This window comes from Enterococcus sp. 4E1_DIV0656 (assembly GCF_002140695.1).
Classification (GTDB): Bacteria; Bacillota; Bacilli; order Lactobacillales; family Enterococcaceae; genus Enterococcus_D; species Enterococcus_D entomosocium.
Genome location: NZ_NGLF01000001.1, coordinates 2,681,078 through 2,703,020, shown reverse-complemented (window position 1 = coordinate 2,703,020; position 21,943 = coordinate 2,681,078). Strand labels below are relative to the sequence as shown.

Annotated in this window: 27 protein-coding genes; 11 read left to right on the top strand and 16 right to left on the bottom strand. The window is 41.4% G+C overall.

Annotated features, from left to right (window positions below; genetic code table 11):
• The first annotated feature begins 85 nt into the window (after positions 1-85).
• Positions 86-682, top strand: coding sequence for a nitroreductase family protein (locus tag A5882_RS12795; RefSeq protein WP_034872000.1), 597 nt, complete (start codon positions 86-88; stop codon positions 680-682).
• A 68-nt stretch (positions 683-750) separates the two neighbouring features.
• Here A5882_RS12795 and A5882_RS12790 read toward each other — a convergent pair whose 3' ends face one another.
• Entirely contained in the window at positions 751-1,245 is a 495-nt protein-coding gene (locus A5882_RS12790) for a hypothetical protein (RefSeq protein WP_086372871.1), read from the bottom strand.
• A 137-nt stretch (positions 1,246-1,382) separates the two neighbouring features.
• Here A5882_RS12790 and A5882_RS12785 point away from each other — a divergent pair, with 137 nt between their 5' ends.
• A complete protein-coding gene (locus A5882_RS12785) occupies positions 1,383-1,910 on the top strand; it encodes an HdeD family acid-resistance protein (RefSeq protein ID WP_008381929.1) in 528 nt (175 codons plus the stop codon).
• A gap of 120 nt (positions 1,911-2,030) precedes the next feature.
• A complete protein-coding gene (locus tag A5882_RS12780) occupies positions 2,031-2,474 on the top strand; it encodes a hypothetical protein (protein WP_008381931.1) in 444 nt (147 codons plus the stop codon).
• 30 nt (positions 2,475-2,504) lie between these two features.
• Here A5882_RS12780 and A5882_RS12775 read toward each other — a convergent pair whose 3' ends face one another.
• Positions 2,505-4,439 carry a heavy metal translocating P-type ATPase gene (locus A5882_RS12775; protein WP_086299473.1) on the bottom strand — a complete coding sequence of 645 codons (1,935 nt, stop codon included), beginning with the start codon at positions 4,437-4,439 and terminating at the stop codon, positions 2,505-2,507.
• A gap of 184 nt (positions 4,440-4,623) precedes the next feature.
• Between A5882_RS12775 and rsxC the strand changes: the two genes are divergently transcribed.
• From rsxC to A5882_RS12760, 3 genes are read left to right on the top strand one after another with little or no spacing between them, the layout of a single operon-like run.
• A complete protein-coding gene (gene rsxC, locus A5882_RS12770; protein WP_086372870.1) occupies positions 4,624-5,961 on the top strand; it encodes an electron transport complex subunit RsxC in 1,338 nt (445 codons plus the stop codon).
• The gene (locus tag A5882_RS12765; protein WP_086372869.1) at positions 5,954-7,024 is read left to right on the top strand and encodes an RnfABCDGE type electron transport complex subunit D; all 1,071 of its coding nucleotides are present in this window, start codon (positions 5,954-5,956) and stop codon (positions 7,022-7,024) included. Before rsxC ends, A5882_RS12765 begins: the two co-directional genes overlap by 8 nt.
• A 23-nt stretch (positions 7,025-7,047) precedes the next feature.
• The gene (locus tag A5882_RS12760) at positions 7,048-7,620 is read left to right on the top strand and encodes a hypothetical protein (RefSeq protein WP_086372868.1); all 573 of its coding nucleotides are present in this window, start codon (positions 7,048-7,050) and stop codon (positions 7,618-7,620) included.
• Between the two features lie 123 nt (positions 7,621-7,743).
• Here A5882_RS12760 and tnpA read toward each other — a convergent pair whose 3' ends face one another.
• Positions 7,744-8,196 carry an IS200/IS605 family transposase gene (tnpA, locus tag A5882_RS12755; protein WP_086372867.1) on the bottom strand — a complete coding sequence of 151 codons (453 nt, stop codon included), beginning with the start codon at positions 8,194-8,196 and terminating at the stop codon, positions 7,744-7,746.
• Between the two features lie 189 nt (positions 8,197-8,385).
• The gene (locus tag A5882_RS12750) at positions 8,386-8,583 is read right to left on the bottom strand and encodes a hypothetical protein (protein ID WP_005236143.1); all 198 of its coding nucleotides are present in this window, start codon (positions 8,581-8,583) and stop codon (positions 8,386-8,388) included.
• A gap of 135 nt (positions 8,584-8,718) precedes the next feature.
• Between A5882_RS12750 and A5882_RS12745 the strand changes: the two genes are divergently transcribed.
• Complete coding sequence (locus tag A5882_RS12745) at positions 8,719-8,991, top strand: hypothetical protein (protein ID WP_005226206.1); 273 nt, start codon at positions 8,719-8,721, stop codon at positions 8,989-8,991.
• A gap of 89 nt (positions 8,992-9,080) precedes the next feature.
• Here the strand turns inward: A5882_RS12745 and A5882_RS12740 are convergent, their stop codons facing one another.
• From A5882_RS12740 to A5882_RS12730, 3 genes are all read right to left on the bottom strand, one after another.
• Entirely contained in the window at positions 9,081-9,452 is a 372-nt protein-coding gene (locus A5882_RS12740) for a hypothetical protein (protein ID WP_005236147.1), read from the bottom strand.
• Positions 9,453-9,625: 173 nt separating this feature from the next.
• Positions 9,626-10,171: a hypothetical protein gene (locus tag A5882_RS12735; RefSeq protein WP_005236149.1), complete on the bottom strand. Its 546-nt coding sequence runs from the start codon at positions 10,169-10,171 to the stop codon at positions 9,626-9,628.
• Positions 10,155-10,574 carry a DUF4430 domain-containing protein gene (locus A5882_RS12730; protein ID WP_016612115.1) on the bottom strand — a complete coding sequence of 140 codons (420 nt, stop codon included), beginning with the start codon at positions 10,572-10,574 and terminating at the stop codon, positions 10,155-10,157. The genes A5882_RS12735 and A5882_RS12730 overlap by 17 nt, the downstream gene beginning before the upstream one ends.
• Before the next feature lie 165 nt (positions 10,575-10,739).
• Here A5882_RS12730 and A5882_RS12720 point away from each other — a divergent pair, with 165 nt between their 5' ends.
• Positions 10,740-12,140: a C69 family dipeptidase gene (locus A5882_RS12720; protein ID WP_005236152.1), complete on the top strand. Its 1,401-nt coding sequence runs from the start codon at positions 10,740-10,742 to the stop codon at positions 12,138-12,140.
• A 185-nt stretch (positions 12,141-12,325) separates the two neighbouring features.
• Positions 12,326-12,496, top strand: coding sequence for a hypothetical protein (locus A5882_RS12715; RefSeq protein ID WP_005236154.1), 171 nt, complete (start codon positions 12,326-12,328; stop codon positions 12,494-12,496).
• Positions 12,497-12,559: 63 nt separating this feature from the next.
• Here the strand turns inward: A5882_RS12715 and A5882_RS12710 are convergent, their stop codons facing one another.
• The 4 genes from A5882_RS12710 to A5882_RS12695 all read right to left on the bottom strand — a co-directional run bounded on the left by A5882_RS12710 (position 12,560) and on the right by A5882_RS12695 (position 16,552).
• Positions 12,560-13,720: a MalY/PatB family protein gene (locus tag A5882_RS12710; protein ID WP_008381945.1), complete on the bottom strand. Its 1,161-nt coding sequence runs from the start codon at positions 13,718-13,720 to the stop codon at positions 12,560-12,562.
• Between the two features lie 30 nt (positions 13,721-13,750).
• The gene (gene malX / locus A5882_RS12705; protein WP_008381946.1) at positions 13,751-15,313 is read right to left on the bottom strand and encodes a maltose/glucose-specific PTS transporter subunit IIBC; all 1,563 of its coding nucleotides are present in this window, start codon (positions 15,311-15,313) and stop codon (positions 13,751-13,753) included.
• A gap of 103 nt (positions 15,314-15,416) precedes the next feature.
• Entirely contained in the window at positions 15,417-16,199 is a 783-nt protein-coding gene (locus tag A5882_RS12700) for a MurR/RpiR family transcriptional regulator (RefSeq protein ID WP_005236161.1), read from the bottom strand.
• 170 nt (positions 16,200-16,369) lie between these two features.
• Positions 16,370-16,552 (bottom strand): hypothetical protein, encoded by a 183-nt coding sequence (locus A5882_RS12695; protein WP_008381949.1) that lies wholly within the window; start codon positions 16,550-16,552, stop codon positions 16,370-16,372.
• Between the two features lie 164 nt (positions 16,553-16,716).
• Here A5882_RS12695 and A5882_RS12690 point away from each other — a divergent pair, with 164 nt between their 5' ends.
• On the top strand, positions 16,717-17,382 hold the full coding sequence (locus A5882_RS12690; RefSeq protein ID WP_005236167.1) for an NAD(P)H-dependent oxidoreductase: 666 nt from the start codon (positions 16,717-16,719) through the stop codon (positions 17,380-17,382).
• Positions 17,382-17,555, top strand: a complete 174-nt coding sequence (locus A5882_RS19840; RefSeq protein WP_005236169.1) for a hypothetical protein — start codon at positions 17,382-17,384, stop codon at positions 17,553-17,555. The genes A5882_RS12690 and A5882_RS19840 overlap by 1 nt, the downstream gene beginning before the upstream one ends.
• A 98-nt stretch (positions 17,556-17,653) precedes the next feature.
• On the opposite strand, the gene dat is transcribed toward A5882_RS19840, so the two are convergent.
• The 5 genes from dat to A5882_RS12665 form a co-directional block, all read right to left on the bottom strand.
• Complete coding sequence (gene dat, locus A5882_RS12685) at positions 17,654-18,508, bottom strand: D-amino-acid transaminase (protein ID WP_005236172.1); 855 nt, start codon at positions 18,506-18,508, stop codon at positions 17,654-17,656.
• Between the two features lie 129 nt (positions 18,509-18,637).
• Complete coding sequence (locus A5882_RS12680) at positions 18,638-19,738, bottom strand: AI-2E family transporter (RefSeq protein ID WP_086372866.1); 1,101 nt, start codon at positions 19,736-19,738, stop codon at positions 18,638-18,640.
• Positions 19,739-19,899: 161 nt separating this feature from the next.
• On the bottom strand, positions 19,900-20,328 hold the full coding sequence (locus A5882_RS12675) for a hypothetical protein (RefSeq protein ID WP_008381958.1): 429 nt from the start codon (positions 20,326-20,328) through the stop codon (positions 19,900-19,902).
• A gap of 73 nt (positions 20,329-20,401) precedes the next feature.
• The gene (locus A5882_RS12670) at positions 20,402-20,818 is read right to left on the bottom strand and encodes a GNAT family N-acetyltransferase (protein WP_086372865.1); all 417 of its coding nucleotides are present in this window, start codon (positions 20,816-20,818) and stop codon (positions 20,402-20,404) included.
• A 200-nt stretch (positions 20,819-21,018) separates the two neighbouring features.
• On the bottom strand, positions 21,019-21,942 hold the full coding sequence (locus tag A5882_RS12665) for an LCP family protein (protein WP_034878590.1): 924 nt from the start codon (positions 21,940-21,942) through the stop codon (positions 21,019-21,021).
• Position 21,943: the final 1 nt, after the last annotated feature.

Here is a 21,943-nt window from a genome sequence, read left to right as displayed (position 1 = left end):
TTTTTTCTTACAAAGCATTTTGTTTTACTAACATTAAGTAAGAATGTATACTTCATTCTATGACAATAGAAAAGGTGGGAATACTATGACAAAATTTCTTGATACGATCAAACAGCGCCGTTCAATCTATGGATTAGGCAAAGATGTTTCACTCTCAGATACAGAAATCGAAGCCATCGTGAAAGAAGCAGTAAAAAACAGCCCAACTGCTTTTAACGCACAATCGCCACGTGCCGTGATTTTATTTGGCGATGCCCACGAAAAATTATGGACGTTAACGGAGGCTGCTTTAGAACCATTGACACCACCGGAGGCGTTTGAAGCAACGAAACAAAAACTTGCTGGCTTTAAAGCAGGTTATGGAACCGTTCTATTCTTTATTCACACAGATACCGTTAAGAACTTGCAAGACCAATTTGCCCTTTATGCAGATAACTTCCCGGTCTGGGCAGAACAATCGAATGGGATTGCCCAAGCGAATGTTTGGGTAGCTTTAGAAGAAGCCGGATTAGGCGCCAACTTACAACATTATAATCCAGTAATTGATGATGCTGTTGTAGCTGAATGGTCAATTCCTGAAAATTGGCAGCTGCGGGCCCAATTAGTTTTTGGTTCAAAACAAAGCGAACCAAATGAAAAAGAATTTTTAAATGATGACGAACGTTTCCGCGTTTTCCATTAAAAACGATTCCCGATTTTTAAACAAAAGACCCTTGATTACGGCCACATACGGCAGCAATCAAGGGTCTTTTAGTCATTTTTTCCTTGATCATGATCGACCAGAATATCGATCGGTGTTCCTTCATTCAAGTGCTCCGACAAAAATACCACCAATTCAGCTAACGGTTGTTTGAATTTCATTAATGGTCCCCGCATCCCTTTTCGAAAATAGTTCATCTTGATGGGCTGCCCTTCCTTTTCTTGAAATAATACGACCCGATCAATGTCTTGGTACAGTACCCCTTTAATACTCATTGGATGGACAATAATTCGATCTAGGGCTAACCCGCGGCTGTCTAGCACAAAGCTTAAAAAGACAAAACCTGAAACGATTCCTCGCACCTGATTATCCAATTGGTCATCCATCATCAACATGGATAGGATAATCATTACTGAAAAGATCGTAATAGCGATTTTGCTTAGTTTGCGCTCAACAGCAATAAAGTGAATCTCTTTGCGTACCAGCAATAAATAGAGGTACAAAACGATCGTAAAGGCACACATCAATAGCGTTAACCCACTCATAAAACTCTCCGTTCTGTTTTCTTTTCCCTATTTTACCAAAAAATGATCTGTTACAAAAGGCTTAGCCTATTTCCTAGGTTTTTTGATATCTATTTTCACCAGAATTCGGTACAATAAGAAAAAAAGGAGGAATTATCATGAATGCATTTTTTGATAAATTACAACGCTATGACTTGCTTCGTGCCGTCGTATATATCGTCTTCGGCTTCATTATCTTGATTGCACCACGATCTGTTTTCAACACGATCGTTTATCTCGTTGCCGGATACATCGCATGTCTAGGAATCATCAGCTTGTATACGAGCTACAAAGAAAAACAAAAGGGCTATCGCAATGTGCAGTCGGTCTCTGGTATCTTACTGTTGATTGCTGCAGCTGCGATTTTAGTTTTTGCTAAAGGATTACTTGCCATCGTGCCATTTTTCTTAGGGATTATGATCACCATCAGCGGATGCACCCGCTTAATGGCAAGCTTTAACCAAAAACGCATTGGTTTACCTTACATCACGAGCTTAATCATCAGTCTTTTGATTATTGCTGCTGGACTCGTTCTCGTATTGAATCCATTCGCCACTTGGCTACTGTTCTTCCAAATTTTTGGCGGTATCTTGATTTTCATGGGGGCATCCGACGCTATTAATCATTTTCAACGAAAAAGAGCCTAATAAATGAGAATGTTTTAAAATTTTCTACGAATCTAACATCTACATGTAGACTTTTCCCGCTATTCCTTTTAAAATAGGAGATATCAAACAGTCAGTCCATTGAGAGGCGGGAGGTGCGACATGAAGAAAATTAAGCAAGAAGCAAAACATCCAAATGATGTGCCGGTAATTTTTTTGACCGATGCAACTGGCAAAGTCGTACGAAAAATCTCGATCAATGAGTGGCGTGCGTTAAAAGCGAATCCAGAACAAATCGAAGAACTCGATATCAAATTGTATCGTGAAGCGATCAGTTTCTATCTTCAAGAAGACTATGCGAAAGCAAAAGATCTCTTGCACTTCTTGATCAATAAAACGGACTATAGTCATTACGAATATGTTGAACGATTAGCCAATATCTATCGCATCGAAAATCGTCCTGCTAAAGAAAAAGTCCTATTGCTGACTGCTTATCATGCAATCAAACCGTTAGAATCCTCTGAAGGAATTCTAAGAAGGATCGAAAATCGATTACAAAAAATCGATGCCTTTGATTTTCCAACTTCGACACAATTCAGTCATTAAAAAGCAGCTATCTTTCGATAGCCGCTTTTTTTATGCTTCTGGTAGTTTACGCAAAAGACGTAATCCGTTAAACAATACGATCAATGTACTGCCTTCATGGGCAAATACCCCCAACCCAATGTTCATCATGCCGAATAGATTCAAGCCGACTAATAACGCGACGATAAACATGGAGAAAAAAATATTTTGCCAAATGATCCGATCCATCTTCTTCGCTAAGCGATAGGCATATGCAAAACGCGAAAGATCATTCTTCATGATCACTGCGTCTCCTACTTCAATCGCAACATCTGACCCTTCCCCCATCGCAAAGCCGATGTCTGCTTGAACAAGTGCAGGGGCATCATTGATACCATCACCCACCATGGCGGTTTGTCCGTATGCTTCTTGGAGTGCTCGTACCGCTTCCGCTTTGTTCTCAGGCAAAACATTGGCAGCCACTTGGTCAACCTTTAAGCGCTGACCGATTGCTTCACCAGCAGAAGCACTGTCTCCGGTGATCATAACAGTATGGATACCTTCATTTTTCAAATAATGAATCACAGAAGCTGCCTGTTCGTTCGGCTCATCCATCAATGCGATGATCGCCGTAACCTCTTCGTTGATGGAAAACACGACCATTGTTTTTCCTTGCGCTTCCAATTGACGGTACTGTTGCTCCATCAAACCTGTTAACTGGGTGTTTTCGGTTCTTTTTCCTAATCGATAGGTTTTTGTTCCTGCGACGGCACCTAAACCGGAACCAATCTCGTTTGTGACAGTCAACTGTTCGATTTCTCGTATTTTCTCTGTCTTCTCGAAATAAGTAACGATCGCATCTGCTAATGGGTGGTTGGCTTGCTTTTCCATCGAAACGATGACCGCTGCTGCCTCTGCTCGATCGATCGTATCAGCGAAAACGGCTTCCGTGACTGTAGGTTTTCCGACGGTCAAAGTTCCCGTTTTGTCAAAAGCCACCGCTTTGATCTGAGCGAAATTGGTCAAGTAATTGCTCCCTTTAAAAAGAATCCCTTTTTTCGCTAGATTCGAGATCGCCGATAAACTAGCAGGGACGGCGCTTGCCGCTAAAGCACAAGGAGAAGCCGCAATCATCATTACGATCCCACGATAAAAACTTGTATACCAATCCCAACCAAAGAGAAACGGTGCAGTCAAAATGAACAAAGGAACTGCAATGAAAACAACTGTTACATAGATTGGTTCGATTTTTTTGATTCGTGTTTCGGTCGGTGATTGATTTGATTGCGCCGCTTCCACCACTGAAAGAATTTTTGCGAAGACTGTTTCAGAGCTGTCTTTCGTGACTTCCATCAAAAATGTGCCGTTTCCATTAATCGTACTCCCATAGACTTCGTCTCCTGTAGTCTTTTCTCGAGGAATACTTTCCCCATTGATCGAAGCTTCATTGATGGCACTCGTTCCAGAAAGGATTACGCCATCTGTTGCTAACTGATCACCAGGTAGCACTTGCAAAATATCTCCTTTTTTTATCTCAGAAGCGGCAATTTTTTTGGTTTTCCCATCCGGACCCATCAAACGGGCTTCCGTGGGATTCAATTTGAGAAGATTGGTGATTTCTCTTCGACTTTGTCCCTCGGCGTATTCTTCTAAGAAGTGAGCGCCTGCAAAAATCAAAATCAACAAAGCTGCTTCATTAAAATTTCCTATGACCATGGAACCAATCGCTGCCAACAACATCAAAAGATGTACATTCGGTGTGAATCGCCGATTGGCTCTGGTACTCTTTATGGTATCCTCGATTCCTTCCCACGAAATGTGATAACCTGCTAATAAAACCGCAGCAAAATAAAACCCATCTTTCACCCATTGGTTCGGAACAAAAAGTGCCAGTATAAAGAGCAGTAAGCCTACAAAATAAATGTTACGTGGGAGAGTCCCATGATCGTGAGTATGAGAATGCCCCTCCGTTTTTGTGTGATCATGTTGACAAGTATGTTCAGCCATCAGTAAAACCTCCTCTAGTCCATCTATCATATGAACGATCAATCATATTTATAGACTTATTATATATGAATAAACAATCATATGTCAACCGAAAGAAGTTTTTCTTGTGAAATGTAAGCGTTTTGGGTTTTGTGATTCCTTATGGCATGCTAGAATAAACTTAGGAGAGAAAGGAGTGTTGGTTATGAGAACATTTACTGGCGGTATTTCACTAAGTCCCCCATTAAAAATGTTAAAAGAAAAATTAATGATCGAACAAGATGAAATTCTTACCTTTTCACCCACGATGGTCTTTATCCCTTTAGCACAACATATTGGTGCTCCGGTGGAACCGATTGTTTCCGTTGGTGATTACGTCAAGCAAGGGCAAGTGATCGCTGAGTCAGATGCGTTTGTATCTGCCAAAATTCATGCATCTGTTTCGGGTAAAATCGTCGACATGGTCGATTGGCCGAATCAAAACAATGAAGAAGGAAAAAACATCATCATTGAAAATGATTATGCTTATCAAAATGATTTTTTGTCAGCCCCCTTCGACTGGCAATCTGCTGCTAACGAAACCATCCTCAACAAAATCCGTCAAGGCGGCGTCGCCGGCAAAGGCGGTGCAACGTTTCCCACCCATGTCAAATTCAGTATTGATGAAACCAAAAAAATCCATACTTTGATCTTAAATGGTTCTGAATGTGAGCCGTTCTTACGCAGTGATGCTTTCTTAATGCAAAAAGAAGCCCAGAAAATCATTCACGGTGCAAAGATCGCCCAAAAGTTACTGGATGGTCCAAAAATCATAATAGGCATCGAAGATGACAAACCAAGAGCCATTTCAGCCATGCAAGCCGCAAGTGCAGAGGATGACACGATAGAAGTCGTTACTGTCCCAACTGTTTATCCAACCGGTGGTGAAAAGCAGTTAGTAGAGTTATTGACCGATCAAGAGGTGCCGTTAGGTGGTTTGACTGCCGATATCGGTATCGTCTTGATCAATGTTGCCACCAGCTTTGCCATCGCCGAAGCGGTCTGTTATGACAAACCGTTGATTGAACGCTATACAACCGTTACCGGCGATGTTCAAAATCCCTGCATCGTCAAAAATCCGTTAGGAACACTCGCAGGAGAATTGATCGACTTTGCCGGCGGCTTTCAAGGAGCCCCCAGCAAATTGATTCTTGGTGGACCAATGATGGGAAAATCCGTCAAAACCTTGAAAGTTCCGGTCACCAAAGGCAGCAACGGCATCGTTGTTTTTAATGAAGAAACCGATTGGCTCTATGCCGAAAATCCCTGTATTCGCTGCAACAAATGTGTCGAAGCTTGTCCAATGCGCCTCATGCCAATGGAGATCGATCAGTTTTATCGAGCGGGGGATTATCAAAAGTGTGAAGAATTATTGGCAGAAGCATGTATCAATTGTGGTGCCTGTACCTTCGTCTGCCCAGCTAAACGTTCCTTAGCTGCCAATATCACTGCCGCAAAAGGCAAAGTTGCCCAGTTGCAAAAGGAGGCGAAGGAAAGTGCCTGATTATTACAAGGATTCCGATAGCGAACGTCTCTTTCAGCAAAGGAAAAATCAAGAAACACCCCCAAGCCCCCATATTCGCAGCAATGACGAGACCATTAAAATCATGGGGTGTGTGGTATTAGCCTTGCTGCCAGCAGTTTTATTCTCTGGCTACCTTTTTGGATTGAAAGTTTATGGCTTGTTTTTCATTGCACTAGCCACGGCGTTTGCTGCCGACGGACTTTGGTCCTATCTTGTCAAACGGCCGTTTCGCTTAGATTTAAGCATCGTCGTGACGGCCTTGCTTTTAACGATGAACCTCCCACCAACCGCACCTTGGTATTTTCCCGTGATTGGGGTGGCGTTTGCCGTAATCATCGTCAAAGAATTTTTTGGCGGTATTGGTTATAATTTTCTAAATCCAGCCCTCGGCGGTCGAGCCCTGTTGATTGGCTTGTTTTATAACCAAATGTTTCTAATCAGTTGGCCTGATCCACCTTTTGGCAGCATCGCACCTGATGTCGTTTCGCAGGCTACAGCGAACGATGTTGTTTCTGGTGCCACACCATTAGCTGTCATGAAAGCAGGAGAAACGTTGAGTGGCTCTGAACTAGTGGATGCCTTTTTAGGATTTACCGGAGGACGAATCGGTGAAACCAGTGCCTTACTTTTACTGTTGGGTGGGATTTTTCTCGTTTACAAGAAAATCATCTCCCCTCGTATCCCACTGATTATCTTTGCGACGATCGGGCTCTTTGCTTTTATCCTTGGTCCAGAAGGACTTTTTACTGGCAGTTGGCAAACGGTCATCGGTCATATCATCAGTGGTGGTGCCATGTTGGGTGCGATTTATATGGCGACTGATTATTCTTCGACACCAGGAACAAAAGCAGGAGAAAATCTTTTTGCCTTAGGCGTTGGCCTCCTCGTTGTGCTCTTCCGTTTCTTTGGTTTTACAAATGAAGGCATGAGCTATGCCATCTTGATCATGAATTGTTTCACCCCACTTATTGATCGCTTCTTACGCCTTCGCATATTAGGGGAAGGAAAAAAGACCCCGTTCAACCTTAAAATCATGAGCTAAATCGTAAAAAAGGAGGGTTCCTTATGATGATCGCCAATCGGCTAGTGGTCTTTCTAGTCATTCTACTCACAAATTACGCCTGTCAAAATTTGGCACCGACCGTCAAAGAGAAAAAACCGAACGTGACGACACGGGTGGTTTTCCTCTCAGGGATCATTGCGGTCTCTTACTTGTTCAGTGGGTTAAGCTTTTATCTTTTACTTCAAAATCGTTTCGTCTATGGCAATCAAGTGGTCACCAACTTGGTAAGTGCTGCCATCATCGCCTTGATTGCGGGGGGCTTGTGTTTACTGATCGTTCCTGCAAAAAACCGTTTCTTGACGACTGATCTAAAAAAAACGCTCCTAGTCAATGTTCTCTTGCTGACGATCGCCACCGTGACCCAATTTCCCTATACCGATTATTTAACCAATTTATTTGTTGCTGTAGGCATGTATTTCCTCTTTTCTTGTGCTTTGTCAGGGGTTCATACACGGAATCAAATTGCCACGATTCCGCCAATTCTAAAAGGTTTACCGCTGGATATCGTAACACTTTTTCTATTCTATCTAAGCTTTTCCTTTCTCAATGGTGTCTTCTTCAATTATTTATTCTAAGTAAATATCCACCCGTGAAACGGGTGGCTTTTTAAAAGCCCTAGAAGGGCTCACCACTCGCTAGCCCCTTAAAAGGGGCTTTTTAAATGACCACCAACCGCTCACAGCCCTATCTCTCTTTAACTATTTAAATGGATCTACATACTCTTGTTTACTTATACTATCTCTTATTCGATCATCTGCTTCTTGTTCTCGAATATATTTTTCGATTGTTTTTTGATTTAACCCAACCGTACTCACGTAGTATCCTTTGGACCAAAAGCTGTTATTCCCATACTTATATTTCAAATTCGCATGTTTTTCATGGATTAAGGTTGCACTTCGTCCTTTTAAGTAGCCCATAAAACTAGAAATACTAATCTTTGGTGGTATTCTTACTAACATATGAATATGGTCAGGCATGGCATGAGCTTCAATGATTTCAACATCCTTCATCTCACACAATTTTCTTAATATCTGACCAATACTTACTCTTAACTTTCCATAAATCACTTTTCGTCGATACTTCGGGGTGAAGACTATGTGATACTTACAATTCCATCTGGTATGTGCTAAACTTTTATCGTCGTTAGACATAAAAAAACTCCTTTCGATCTGATATGCGGTTGGTAGCCACTATTAGTATATCGAAAGGAGTTTTTTATCGCTAAAGCTATTTCGTCCACGCGTAGAAATGCGCGGTTTTTTTTGTTTCGTACACTACGCGAACGAAACTGACTAAAGTCATTAACAAAAAGCAAGTCCCGCTTTGGCAGCGGAACTTGCTTATTTTTTGCGGAATAACTCTCTGAAGGAACCGATCAAAAAACCAGTCGAAAAAGCATTTTGTGCTTTTTGCTCTTTTTCAGCAGCGATTTTTTGTCGGGTTCGCAGCCCCTTATTGGCATTTTTGGACTTCTTCCCTTCACGGAGTTCTTTCGAAGCCTTTTGAAACTCATTTGAGAAACGATTATACCCAACCATGTCGTTTCCCTCCTTTCTTTGTGCTTGACCTATAATAACGAGGATTTATTATAGGAATTGCCTTTCTGATGCAAATCAGGTAACATAACAGACAGAAAGATGATTTATCCCAGGTTTATCAGAAAGGAAGATCCCATGAACGAAACCCACACTGGATTGTTAGTCAATAGCCGCGTTTTTCAAGAAACGCCAATGATGCTGACAGGTATCCAACTTTTAGAAGACCACAAAATCGTAAATTGCATTATTAAGGATCGCTACTTAGCCAGCTATGTCTTACGCCTTCCATTAAATAAATACCAATTAGAAGTTGAAGGAAAATGGAACAAGCGGGAACAGTTAGTGATCAAACATATGAAGATCAAGAATATCGATGAATTTATTAAAATCGTCGGTACGCCAGAATAACAGGACTCACGAAAAGCAAGTGCAGACAACTGCCCTTGCTTTTTTTCTGAAAAAATCCAGCTGATTTTTCCCGCGTGTTCCTCCGATGTTTATCGCGACATTCTGGTAAACCGATCGATCAAGGCTTTTTGCTCCTCTTTGATACCGATCGCCAACGGTTTGATCATTAATTTGACAGTGGACGAAGGTGTCTGAATCTGAACTTTTTTATTTACCACACCGCCTAGTTGTAATTTTGTGATCTCATGGATCATAATTGTCTGCATCCCTTTTTCATGAAATTGCAGATCTAACTGAATCAAGTGGATTTTTTCTTCGTCAACCACCACGATAAAATACTTTGGTGTTGGCAGGGCAATCATTTTGGCTTCCTCGGCATAACCAGCCAGTTTTCCATGGAACTTCGCACGGTAGCTTTCTAAATCATCTTTTTTCACGATCCATTTCATCAAAAGCCACATCCTTCCTTAGCTACCTTAAGGATACCTGCAGAAAACGCTTTTGCACAACAATATGCCTGCTTGTTTCCTCACATAGCCCCATTCAACACGTTTGATCATCAAAGACTTTTCCTCTAGACATAGACGTTTTTGTCACCACGACTGCTGAGTCAAGCAAAAAGACAGCGAGGCGCTTAGTGCCCTTCGCTGTCTTTATTTGGATAGTAGTGTTGGAAAAGTCGCAGAAAAATCGGTGCCAGCATCAAATAAAAGATGCCATTCCCCGCTGCATGCAACGCATCAAAGCTCACTCCTTGAAAATAGTAAGCCCCAAAGCTAGGAAACCCATAAAGCTTGACACTGATCCAAGATATCACAAAGCCATACGCAAAACCTGCAAATACACTATAAATGACTTGTAAATACAACTTTTTCATAAACAGTTTGCTTTTTGATAATAGATACATTCCAAAAATTACGACGGCATAGCTAATCAATTGGGCAATCGTCCATACCCCCATTCCCATGTAAAAATTGGTAATCAGCATCGAGAGCAGACAAACGATCAATCCACGACTAAGACCTAAATGGATGGTTACTAATAAAAAGATCACCGTCATTGGTTGAACATTGGGTAAAGGTTGAAAAAGTGTCCTGCCGACGACGGCTGCTGCTACAAGCAACCCTAAATAAGCAATTTCTTTTCCAGCAAATACAAGTGGTTTATTCGAATTTTTCATAGGTGAAAACCACTTTATCGTTGTTTCCTAAAAAGGTATCATCTGCCCCAGTCGTAATCATTTCATCATTGATCGTATATGTCCAATAATAGCCAGCTTTTTCATCTTGGGCTAAACCGTCGATACTGGTGATCATCCCTTGATTTTCTTCCAAGTCAAAGTTCTCTTTCATGATAGTCATCAAAGAAACCCCTTCTTTAAAAGTGACCGTTTTGGTTTCGATCTCCTGGTCTTGCTCTTCACTTTTATTATTGAAGCTGATTTGGGCAGTGCGCTCTTCGGCATTTTGTTGGACTGACGAAGAGTCACTAGAGGAGTTACCCGCATCCATCGATGGTTTGGCACATCCGGCAAAAACCAGACTTAGTAAAAAAATATAACTAAAAATTACTGTTTTCTTCATAATAATGGCTCCTTTGATTTTTTTTACAACACCTTATTGTACTAAAAATAAATAAAAAAGGCGAAATTTTTTTGTTCCCCTCTATAGAAAGCATTGTAAATCCATGTGACTATGGGTATACTAGCTTCAATCATTCGTAAGAAGAAATGAAGGAGTGTTGGAAAGATGGATAGAAAAAAAGCGTCCTGTACCACTTTACTAGTAGGAAAAAAAGCATCGATTGACGGCTCGACCATGATTGCCCGTAATGAAGATTCAGGGAGCGGTTCGGAACCGCAAAAATTCGTCGTCATCACTCCAGAACAGCAAGGAAATGAATTTTACGCCGTTTTAAGCGGCTGTCGAATCCGTTTACCTAAGGATCCCTTACGTTATACTTCGACACCTGAAGCAGATGAATCCCAAGGAGTCTGGGCAGCTTCAGGAATCAATGAAGTAAATATCGCCATGACTGCGACAGAAACGATTACGACCAATTCACGCGTTTTGGCCATTGATCCATATGTGGAAGATGGTATCGGGGAAGCTGATTTCGTCAGCATTGTACTGCCTTACATTCATTCCGCTAAAGAAGGTGTTCTTCGCCTAGGGGAACTCTTAGAAACCTATGGGACCTACGAAGCCAACGGGATCGCGTTTTCTGATGCCGAGGAAATTTGGTATATGGAAACCATCGGTGGACATCACTGGGCAGCTGTTCGCATACCAGATGATGCCTATGTCGTGGCACCCAATCGCTTAAACATTGATCACTTCGATTTCGCCTCAGAAATGACGTTGTGTTCGCAGGATCTCGAACAGTTGATTGAAGACTATCAATTAAATCCTGATTTTGAAGGCATTAATCTACGCCATATTTTTGGCAGCTCCTCAGAAAAAGATACCCGTTACAACAACCCGCGGGCATGGTACATTCAAAAACACTTTAGCGGAACAGTTGCTGAACCGATCGATCAAGAGCTCCCGTTTGTATGCTACCCAAAACAAAAGCTATCCGTGGAAGATGTAAAATGGGCATTGAGCTCCCACTTCCAAAATACGCCTTTTGACCCTTACGGTACAGGGACCGAGACACAAAAAACACAATTTCGATCGATTGCTCTTAATCGCAACCAGCAAGTCCATATTTTGCAGATCCGCAACCACGTGCCTGCAGCAATCGCTGGCATTCATTGGCTCGCCTTTGGCCCCAATACCTTCAACGGCGTTGTGCCCTTTTATGCAGCTATCACTAAGACCCCACTTGGCTATTGTGATACGACAAAGACCTACGATCCAACAAATAGCTATTGGTTAGGACGCACCTTGGCGTTGATTGGGGACAGCGACTACGATCGCTATAGTGATCTTGCCAACCGTTTTGAAATGGAAACGATGGCGGCTTGTCGCCGCATCCAACAAGAAACTGATCGTAAAGCTTCCGCTGAAAAGGAGCCTACTCGTCTGCTTGAAGAAGCCAACGCTGAGATGGCCGAACTGTATTTAAAAAATGCAACAACGTTACTAGGAAAAATGGTGGAGTCTGGCAGTAATAAAATGGCCTTGCGTTTTTCTTTAGCCGATTAGTCAATCGTTGAAAATAAAAGGATTAACAAAAACTTTACATGGAATTGCAGCAATCTAAACATTGCTCTCCTATACTAAAGATACCAATTCGTTTTCTTTTTCCTTGCTGGTACAAATCAAGCAATTGATTTGTACTGGTCCCCCTATTGAAGACCAGTTGGGAAAAAACGTTGGGAGGAATGAGCATGACTGCAAGTATTTATCGGACTGTCACCAACGAAATTGTTAAAGGTGAAATCATCAAAAGCCAGAGTCAGCAAGATATGCTGATCATTCAAGACAAAAAAGGCTATTTCCATGTCGTTGAACCAATCCCCGCTACTACTACATCAACTCCCCACAGGACGAAAGACTAAAAAATCCACTGGCGATCAGAAAGAATACAGGATCTTTCTGATTGCTCAGTGGGTTCTTTTTTGTTATGTCAAACTCAATGTGAATCGGTTCAATCCATCAATGAGTTTTTCTCGCGAACAGCCAACGTTTAGGCGTAAAAAATTTCTCCCTTCATTCCCATAGATTTCCCCTGACATAATCGCGACTTTTCCCTTACGAATCATTCGTTGCTGCAATTCCACCATCGTTAAATCCAGTGCTGTACAATCAATCCACATAAGATACGTGGCTTCGCTTTTCGTGACCACGAGTTCTGGATGATATTCCTGTAAATAAGCAATCACATAAGCAATGTTATCATCCAGATAGTCATTGAGCTGATCCACCCACTTACTTTCATTATCGTAGGCAGCAATCGTTGCGGTCATGCCAAAAATACTGGTGGAGCTCAACCCATCGGCTTCTTTTAACTGAGTTAAGAAGCGATCACGCAACTTGGAATCAGGAATGATTCCATAAGAATAAATCAACCCTGGGAAATTAAACGTTTTGCTACCCGAAGTAACAAGGGCTACTTTTTTTTGCAACAAATCAATGATTGGTTGATGCCTTTGTCCTTTTCTTACAATATCCATATGAATCTCATCAGAGATGATAAATACATCATGGGTTTTCGCCAATTCGATCATTCGTTGCAACTCATCTTTTTGCCAGACTCTCCCAGTTGGGTTATGAGGACTACATAAGAGAAGAACTTTGTTTTCAGGCTGTGCCATCAATCTTGTTAGCTCTTCAAAATCAATGCGATACGAGTTGGCATCATAGATGAGTGCATTAGGTACGATTTTTCTTTTGTTCTCTTTGATCATTTTATAAAACGCATCATACGCTGGCGTCTGAATAATGATCCCATCTCCTGGATTGCTGAGTAAGGTGACGAGTAGTTTGATGCTATACATGACGGAAGGACTGTAGACCAGCCAATCGCTGTCGATCCTACTTTTAAAGCGTTCAGAATACCATTTGCAGACCGCTTGCTTGAATTCATTATGATTCCAACGTGTATACCCAAATACCGGGTGCTGCATCCGCTTGATAAGTGCCGCTTCAACTGCAGCTGGCACCTTGAAATCCGTATCGGAAATCGTAAATGGCAACAAGTTTTTTTCACCAAAACGGTCTTCCACATAATCCCACTGGGTACAATGGGTTCCTTTACGATTGATTGGCTCATCAAAAAACATTTTCTTCACTCCTACTACTTGACAATTTTGCTAAAGAATCGCATCAAGTTGATTTCTGACTGTTGTTACTTTCGTTCCAATGATTACTTGAACGTTCGTATCATCTAAGTGAACGACCCCAAGCGCACCTAGTTTTTTTAGCCGTTCATCATCAACCAATGTACCATCGTTTAGAACGAGGCGTAGCCGTGTAATGCAATTGTCTAAAGAATCAATATTGCTTGCTCCCCCTAAAGCTGCCAAAATACCATGGGCATCGTAGCCACTCTTTCCAGAATAGGTCATTTCCTCTTCCAACTCATTCGTTTGATCATTGTTCTCTTCTCTACCAGGTGTCTTCAAGTTCTTGCGAAGGATCACTGTTTTAAAAACAAAGTAATACAGGGCAAACCAGCAAGCTCCTACGATCAGAACGAGCCACCATTTTGTATATGCGCCTTGCATCACGCCAAAGATAAGAAAATCAAGCACGCCCCCATCGGTATTTCCAATCGTGACACCCAATAGACTCATTACCATAAATCCAGCACCTGTCATGATGACATGAAAAATCCATAATAAAGGGCTGATGAATAAGAATAAAAATTCGATTGGTTCAGTAATTCCTGTCACAAAAGTTGCAATGACGCCTGAAATCAACAAGCCTTTTATCTTTGAACGATTCTCAGGTTTTGCTGTCTGGTACATAGCTAATGCTGCTGCCGGTAAGCCAAACATAAAGGTTGGCATTTTCCCTTGAGACAAGAACGCCGTTGCACTTGGTGAGATGCTTAAACCGTTTTGTAATTCCGCATAAAAAATATTTAACGCCCCAAAGACTTGCTGACCATCGATCAGCTGACTTCCCCCTGCTTCGGTAAAGCGAATCATGGAAACCAAAATATGGTGTAACCCAAATGGCAGTAATAAGCGCTCACCTGAACCAAATAAGAACGGACCGAAAGGACCAGCTTGTTGGATCAAATGTCCGATTCCTGTGATGATCATAGCAAACAATGGCCAAATCATCGGAATGATCACCCCGACCACAGCTAAAGTAAGCGAGGTGATGATTGGAACAAACCGGGCTCCTGAAAAGAAGGCAAAACTATCTGGCAATTGAAAATGGTAGAAGCGCGTATGCAATTTATAAACGATCAATCCTGCGATAATACCACCTAGAACACCCATTGATAATGTTTGAATGCCAAAAACGATCTCTTGTCCTGCTTCTCGAAGTTGATCTGCAGTAGCTAATTGATTCGTTTCTTGTAAATAAAAATTGATGGATAAATGCATCACGACATAGCCCACAAAGCCTGAAAATGCCGCAACTCCCTTCTCTTTTCGTGCTAGACCTAAAGGAATCGCCATCGCAAACATGACGGGTAAGTAACTAAAGGCAAACCCACCGATCGTTGACATGAAACGAAAAACCACTTGAAGCCAAGAGGCACCTAAAAATGGGAAAACGTCGATCGTTGAAGAAGATGAAAATGAACTACCAATCCCTAAAAATAAACCCATGAATGCGAGTAAAGCGACTGGCAACATAAATGTTTTCCCAAGTCCTTGAAAAATTTCCATCCAGCTTGCTTTCTTTCCTTTTTGCATATCATTTCCTCCTAACACTTTTATCTCTTAAAATGTAAACGATATCAAGAAGGCTTACAATACAGTTACCAAAACAAGAATGACCATTCACAAAATGGAATGGTCATTCAGGATCAAGTCCTGGTTCGATTTGATTGGCGTATTGAATAATTAAAATATCCAGTAACGCTGCTAAAGAGATCCGTGGGCTCAAATCGACTTCATGATGATAAATCGTTGTCATTTCAACAGAAAAAGAGAAGGTGGCAAGCTTTTCCAACGTGCTTGTTGATTGACCAATACAGGCTAAAATCGGCACACCTCTTTGTTTCAACCGGTTAGCATAATTTAGCATCCCGATTGTTTCCCCACTATGACTAATAAAAATAGCCATATCTTTTTTTGATAGTTGATTAGCGATGGTTGTCAATTCATCCCAATCCGTTGAAGCGCCAACCGTTTTTCCTAAGAACCGCAACTTTCGACTCGCAGATAATGCAACCGGCGCACTTTGCCCTAAAGCAAAAAATTCGATTCGTTGTGCTTGCTGCAACATTTCCACAGCACGCTGAAAGTCAGCCTCTTCAATCATTGATAAGGATGTCGTCAGCTGGTCAATCATTTGCTTGATCAGTGGGGATAAGCCAAGAGAAGCTTGAGTAGATGATTTTCTTTCAAGAGTTTGATAATTCTTCAGTGAAAATTTGAATTCTTGAAAACCGGTAAAGCCAAGCTTTTTTGCCATTCTGCTGATCGTCGCTTGACTGGTGTACGTTTGGGAAGCTAACTCATCGGCCGTCATTTCTGAAACTTTCTCGGGCGCCCTTAAACAATAGTTAAGGACCGTTCTTTCTACTCGGTTCAGCTCTGGAATTTTGTATTGGATTCGTTTATATAAATGATTCATCACCTGCTTCTCCTCCCTACTATTGCTTCATTCTTCCGTCTCCACTATGCTTCATTTACTCATTATACCTTCCCTCAACAAAAGTACAAACTGATGATGAATGGCTTGAAATAAAAAAAAGGACTCACCCTTTGAGGAGTGAGCCATCTTTGTTATTTTCTTTGCATCGGTCATCTGTAGACAGTCACTTCAGTAAACTCTTGCCCGTTGCCGTAATCATTTTCTTTCGTTTGACGCTTTCCATCAATTCGTTGTTTGCAACTGGCAAGTCCATTTTCGACATAGTTCACTGTATTTGCAACGATCCTTATTATAGTTGCTAGACCTTTCATCAAGGGATCATTTGATTCCATCCTCTATTCCCCCATTTCTATCACGCTTAAGCCGCTACTGGCTTTTTCTTATAACAAGTATAAAAGAAGTACCTTAAACGAAACTAAAAGAGAAGAACTTCGACAAAAAGAAAAGCAGACTAGTTTCTCTTTTTGGTAAAATATGGTAAATGTAATAGGAAAGGATGATCAGTCTCATGATAAAAACTTTAGTGGTAGCCAGCCATCCGGATTTCCACAATTCGCTTTCCCAACGATTCTTTAGTGAAAGTGCCAAGCTTCCTAACGTCACCATGCATTTCCTTGATGATCTTTCTGATTTTTCTCTCGCCAATGAACGGATGCTGTTGCAAACATGCGATCGTTTGATTCTACAATTCCCCCTATATTGGTACAGCGTTCCAGCAAAAATGAAAGCTTGGATCGATACGGTTTGGGAAAAATGTGCCCCTGCATTGGTGGGCAAGGAAATTAGTTTCGCCGTTTCTACCGGCGTTGCCGCCAAAGAATTTCAGCTAGGCGGCCGAGAAAATACGACCTTCAATGAAATTTTGCACCCACTGGTACTCATGGCAAAAAAACACCAAATGACGGTACTCCCCATCGTTGTCCTCGATCAACTGATGTATAAATCAGAACAAGAGAAACGAGCCTTTGTCATTGCCTATCAGCAACTGTTATCAATGCCGGCTCCCTTTACATTTGATCAAAAGCAACAATGGTTTAGCGAAAAGCTGGCGCGTTTGTTTTCTGAAAAACCGCAGCTTGCTCCTTTGCTATCCCTGTTGCAGGAAAACCATGAAACATTGACCGAATTAGAAGACGCTTTAACTGAATTGGAGGTGCTGTGATGGATCACGAATGGCTGAAGCCACTGATAGAGCAGTCAATAAAAGAAACAGCTGACTATCACGAAAAAGCATTTTTGCAAGAACTAGAGAAGTTGCTTCATCAGCAAGAAATTCGAATCGAATTGAAACAAGGAGAACTTGACGGAAAATTGTGGAATCCTAGTGAATGGTAAAATCTGCACTTGTATCCAAGAAAAAACTTTGGTCCACCTAGCTATAAAACATGCTGGGTGGGCCAAAGTTTTTTTGAATCGTTTCTTTTGCTTGTTAACTAGGATTCGCACATACTCTTTGTAGCAGCGATATAGGCTGCTTGCAAACGTTTCGTGATCGAACCCAATGTACCATCGCCAACTGATTTCCCATCTACTTTGACGATAGGCACAATTTCCCAGACAGAATTGGTCAAAAAACATTCTTGCGCGTTGTTTAGTACCTCAACAGGGACAGGTTCTTCTCGATAAGGAATTTCTAATTGCTGACACAACTGTAGCACCTTCATTTTCGTGATACCTGGTAATACCAAGCGTCCATCCGGATGTGTGTAGACGATACCATCAATGACAAACCAGAGATTTGATGCCGAAGCTTCCGTGAAACATCCATCTCGTTGCAGGAGTGCATCATCGAACCCCGCTTCGATCGCTTGATCTAGCGCTAACAGATTTCCTAACAAGCTCAATGATTTGATATCACAATGCAACCAACGCTCATCTGGAAGAACGGTTGCAGATAGCCCTGCATGCTGCATTTCCAGAGGTCGTTCAAAGGGGATCACATTTGCGGTCACGACTCCTTTGACTGCTCCAGCAGACGGAAACTCGTGATTGCGGGGAGAGGCGATTCCTCTGGTGATTTGAAGATAGATCTCTCCTTCTGTGATTCCTTCGGTTTTAACCAGTAACTTAAGGTTTTCAGTTAATTGGGGAATTGTATAAGGCAACGTCAGTTTAATTTTTTGCGCACTACTTTCTAAGCGAGTCATATGCTCCCCTAACATAAAGCAGCGACCATTATAGATTCGAATCACTTCATAGATTCCGTCACCATACTGATAACCGCGATCTTCAATGTCAATTTTCACCGCTTCTCGATCAACGATTTGATCGTTCCATAAAACCTTCATTTCCTCACTCCTATCGTCCTTCTCGTTTCAATAAGTATAGCATTTGTCTTTAGGCCTTGCTACGTAGTGCTTAAAAACAAAAAAACCTGCTGATGGAGACCGCTCCAACAGCAAGGTAGAACATTTTCGTTATAATGAATCTTTATCAATTACAGATCGTTCTAATTTTCGTTCTTGAAAAAAACGCAACAATGTACCAGACATTGCCATCACGATCGAATACACTGGCAGTGCCACGATCATGCCTACAAATCCAAGCAAGTTGCCGGCAATCAATAATAAGAAAACCGCAATGATTGGATGGATATGCAAAACTTTTTTCATCACTAATGGTGAAACAAGATACGATTCACCTAACTGAATGATCGTGATTCCGACAATCAGAAAAATAGCTGTTCGAATGTCTTGACTTAACGCAAATAAAAAGGCTGGTGTTGCTCCGATAAAGGGGCCGAAATAAGGAATAATGTCCAGAACGCCGCAAATTAATCCTAATAGTAAGGCATTTTGTAAGCCTAGCAAAGAAAAAATGAAATAGCTTGAAACCGCAACATAAGAACAAACCAGCAATTTCCCACCGATGTACGCTGACGCTGCTTGATGAAAATCACTACAAAGTTGTCGCATTAAGCCTTGATAGTTTTTCGGTGTCTTACTTGCCAAAAAATCAGGAACTTTCTCACCGTCTTTAAACATATACACTAATAACAGTGGGATCGTAAACAAGACGATCGCTGAATGAGAAACGATGGAGATCAAACTCGTCAGACTATTGGTTGCCCCGGTAATAAACTGTAAGGCAAAGTTGCTAGCTTGGGAAATATCAATCGAATCAATAAAAGGACCAAATAATTCTTCTAAATAAGAATGATCAATAGTATCGATCACCAAATTGATGATGATGGGAATTTGATTGATAAAACGCCCCATCTCATAGGCTAATGCTGGTCCAATCACCTGAACGATCAAATACGCTGCAAAAACGATCAGCAGCAATGTCGAATATAGCGCAATGCTTTTCTTTTTCGTTCTTTTTTTTACCCAATTAAAGAAAGGTAAAAAGATGTAAAAAATAAAAATTGAAATCAATACTGGTAAAAAGACACTAGAAAAGATGGCTTCCAGTGGTCGAAAGACAAACAGTATATTTGAATAGATCCAGACCGCGATCCCTAAGAGACAGACGATCACTAGACCTGCAAAAATTTTTGATTTTTTAAGAAACTCCAATAATAAATCCTCCTGATTCTAGAAAGTAATTCAACTTCTTTCAGTTTAGCATAATTTTAAAAACGAAGGATGATTTCAAGAAGAATTTTTCAAAAATCCATGTTTTTCATAGCAAACTTTCAATTAATTTAATTTTTTTCATCTCTACATCTCGAATCTAATCAATTTTGATGAGCTGAAAACGGCAACGGAATATGCAACCGTCTGACAAAGTAGACTGCTGAAGCAAACTGGAGCAACCCTAGCAAAAAGAAAATCACATGCAAGACATTCCATTCTTGTAATAAGATGACCTGCACGATGATCCAGACAACTAAACTCATGCCTAAAAGCATTACCCCGTGGTACCCTTTGTTAAGCCGCAAGAGGAAAACAACAATCAGATTACCCAAACCTAAGATAGCGAACAAAAACAAGCCGGGAATTAAGAAGGTCGTGAAGGGTGTTCCTTGCAGCATGGCCGCTTCCAAACCAGCAAATGTCTCCCCTTTGCTTAACGGCTCAATGCTTTTAAACGCCAATAGACTTCCTCCACAAGCGCCAACACCAATAAAGAGACACAAAAAAAGTAACGCAAAGCGCATCTTCATTTTTCTCCACTCCTTCTTAAAACCCAACGCAACTAAAAAAATATTCTCAGTGACACATCGATTTTCTTATTCCTTATTCGCTTTTTGCTGAATAGATAAATGCGGCAATTTGCTGCTCTTCCACAGAGGAAAAGCCACACGCCTCATAAAAATGACGCGTTTTTTCTGTGTTGTCCGTAATCAAAACCTTTTGCAGTATTGATGGATGATTCGCCAGCATTTTTTTGAGTAATCGCTGACCAATTTTTTGACCTTGGAACTCGGATGCTACTAATAGATCTTGAATATAAAGAATGGTTTGTCCATCGGTTATGCAACGGATAAGCCCCACTAGCTGCTCTTCAACATAGGCCGTGATCACCTCTGAGTGGGCTAACGCTTTTAAAAGACGCTCGGGATCTTTAGTATAGGCGCTCCAGCCAACTCCCTCATACAAAGCGAGTACTTGATTTGAATCAGATGGTAATTGGTCTTTAAAGACGATCTTCATACTTTTCCTCCTTGTAATAACTTAGCGACAGGGTGGAACAATAGAAATAGAGTTGACAGCTCTTTTCCAAACAAACTCTTGTTATTAAGCCGTAATGCATTGCTTGACTAAAGAGTATCCTGAGGAAAAGCGGCTGTCAACTCTAATTACGAAATACTTGAAGAACAAAATTGAACTGGTTCTGTTTCTAAGCCAGGACGTTAATCAATCAACAACTCATTTTTTAAACGTTGGCTCGTCGTCTGTTGCTCTTCAGGCGTTACTTCTTGATAGGAAATTCCATATTCTCCTCTGAAGCCATCGCCGGTGAACCCACTGCCAGCCATTTGGTAAGACTCGACAGTCCCTAATGCTGATTGATATTGGATAAATAATTGACTCATTTGCGAAAAAGTTAGATCGGTTTCGCCATTTTCTCCAATGATCGTTAGCAGATCCTGAATCCGCATCACGCTGGAAAGTGAAACTAACTCTTTTGCCAGAATCTCAGTCACTTCTCTCTGACGGCGCTGACGGCCATAGTCACCTTCTGGATCATCCTTTCGCATACGAGTATACTGAAGCGCCTCCCAGCCATCTAAATCGAGGATCCCCTCTGGGTAATCGATTTTCTCAGCAGTAAAAGCAAATTCATTTTCAACCGTGATGCCACCAATTGCATCAACAAGATCTGCCATCCCATCCATGTTTAAGGAGAAATAATGATGGATCGGTATATCAAGATATTGTTCGACGGTTTCAATCATCATCTTTGCCCCACCAAAAGAATGGGCATGATTGATTTTATCATGGTACCCTTGTCCCACGATTTCCACATAAGCATCTCTAGGAATACTCGTGAGGGTGGTTTTTCTTGTGGCAGGGTTCAACGTTGCTACCATGATGGTGTTGGCGCGAAAATCGGTTTTGCGACGAGAGTCATTGGCGATCCCTAACAAAAGAAGGCTTAGAGGCTCGGCATTTTCGATGACTTCCGCCTCTTCTCGTCCTTCGATTGGACGATGGATCGAGTGGGCAACATCCTCTACTTGAAAATACACCCTAACAGCATAGACAGTTCCTGCTGAGATAATTCCGGTCAGCAATACCAGGAAAATGATTATTAGTTTTTTTGCTGTACTCAAT

Excerpts from the sequence above, each read along its gene's own strand:
- A5882_RS12795 (WP_034872000.1), top strand. The coding sequence starts at position 86 with ATGACAAAATTTCTTGATACGATCAAACAGCGCCGTTCAATCTATGGA.
- A5882_RS12790 (WP_086372871.1), bottom strand. The coding sequence starts at position 1,245 with ATGAGTGGGTTAACGCTATTGATGTGTGCCTTTACGATCGTTTTGTAC.
- A5882_RS12785 (WP_008381929.1), top strand. The coding sequence starts at position 1,383 with ATGAATGCATTTTTTGATAAATTACAACGCTATGACTTGCTTCGTGCC.
- A5882_RS12780 (WP_008381931.1), top strand. The coding sequence starts at position 2,031 with ATGAAGAAAATTAAGCAAGAAGCAAAACATCCAAATGATGTGCCGGTA.
- A5882_RS12775 (WP_086299473.1), bottom strand. The coding sequence starts at position 4,439 with ATGGCTGAACATACTTGTCAACATGATCACACAAAAACGGAGGGGCAT.
- rsxC (WP_086372870.1), top strand. The coding sequence starts at position 4,624 with ATGAGAACATTTACTGGCGGTATTTCACTAAGTCCCCCATTAAAAATG.
- A5882_RS12760 (WP_086372868.1), top strand. The coding sequence starts at position 7,048 with ATGATGATCGCCAATCGGCTAGTGGTCTTTCTAGTCATTCTACTCACA.
- tnpA (WP_086372867.1), bottom strand. The coding sequence starts at position 8,196 with ATGTCTAACGACGATAAAAGTTTAGCACATACCAGATGGAATTGTAAG.
- A5882_RS12750 (WP_005236143.1), bottom strand. The coding sequence starts at position 8,583 with ATGGTTGGGTATAATCGTTTCTCAAATGAGTTTCAAAAGGCTTCGAAA.
- A5882_RS12745 (WP_005226206.1), top strand. The coding sequence starts at position 8,719 with ATGAACGAAACCCACACTGGATTGTTAGTCAATAGCCGCGTTTTTCAA.
- A5882_RS12740 (WP_005236147.1), bottom strand. The coding sequence starts at position 9,452 with ATGTGGCTTTTGATGAAATGGATCGTGAAAAAAGATGATTTAGAAAGC.
- A5882_RS12735 (WP_005236149.1), bottom strand. The coding sequence starts at position 10,171 with ATGAAAAATTCGAATAAACCACTTGTATTTGCTGGAAAAGAAATTGCT.
- A5882_RS12730 (WP_016612115.1), bottom strand. The coding sequence starts at position 10,574 with ATGAAGAAAACAGTAATTTTTAGTTATATTTTTTTACTAAGTCTGGTT.
- A5882_RS12720 (WP_005236152.1), top strand. The coding sequence starts at position 10,740 with ATGGATAGAAAAAAAGCGTCCTGTACCACTTTACTAGTAGGAAAAAAA.
- A5882_RS12715 (WP_005236154.1), top strand. The coding sequence starts at position 12,326 with ATGACTGCAAGTATTTATCGGACTGTCACCAACGAAATTGTTAAAGGT.
- A5882_RS12710 (WP_008381945.1), bottom strand. The coding sequence starts at position 13,720 with ATGTTTTTTGATGAGCCAATCAATCGTAAAGGAACCCATTGTACCCAG.
- malX (WP_008381946.1), bottom strand. The coding sequence starts at position 15,313 with ATGCAAAAAGGAAAGAAAGCAAGCTGGATGGAAATTTTTCAAGGACTT.
- A5882_RS12700 (WP_005236161.1), bottom strand. The coding sequence starts at position 16,199 with ATGAATCATTTATATAAACGAATCCAATACAAAATTCCAGAGCTGAAC.
- A5882_RS12695 (WP_008381949.1), bottom strand. The coding sequence starts at position 16,552 with ATGGAATCAAATGATCCCTTGATGAAAGGTCTAGCAACTATAATAAGG.
- A5882_RS12690 (WP_005236167.1), top strand. The coding sequence starts at position 16,717 with ATGATCAGTCTCATGATAAAAACTTTAGTGGTAGCCAGCCATCCGGAT.
- A5882_RS19840 (WP_005236169.1), top strand. The coding sequence starts at position 17,382 with ATGGATCACGAATGGCTGAAGCCACTGATAGAGCAGTCAATAAAAGAA.
- dat (WP_005236172.1), bottom strand. The coding sequence starts at position 18,508 with ATGAAGGTTTTATGGAACGATCAAATCGTTGATCGAGAAGCGGTGAAA.
- A5882_RS12675 (WP_008381958.1), bottom strand. The coding sequence starts at position 20,328 with ATGAAGATGCGCTTTGCGTTACTTTTTTTGTGTCTCTTTATTGGTGTT.
- A5882_RS12670 (WP_086372865.1), bottom strand. The coding sequence starts at position 20,818 with ATGAAGATCGTCTTTAAAGACCAATTACCATCTGATTCAAATCAAGTA.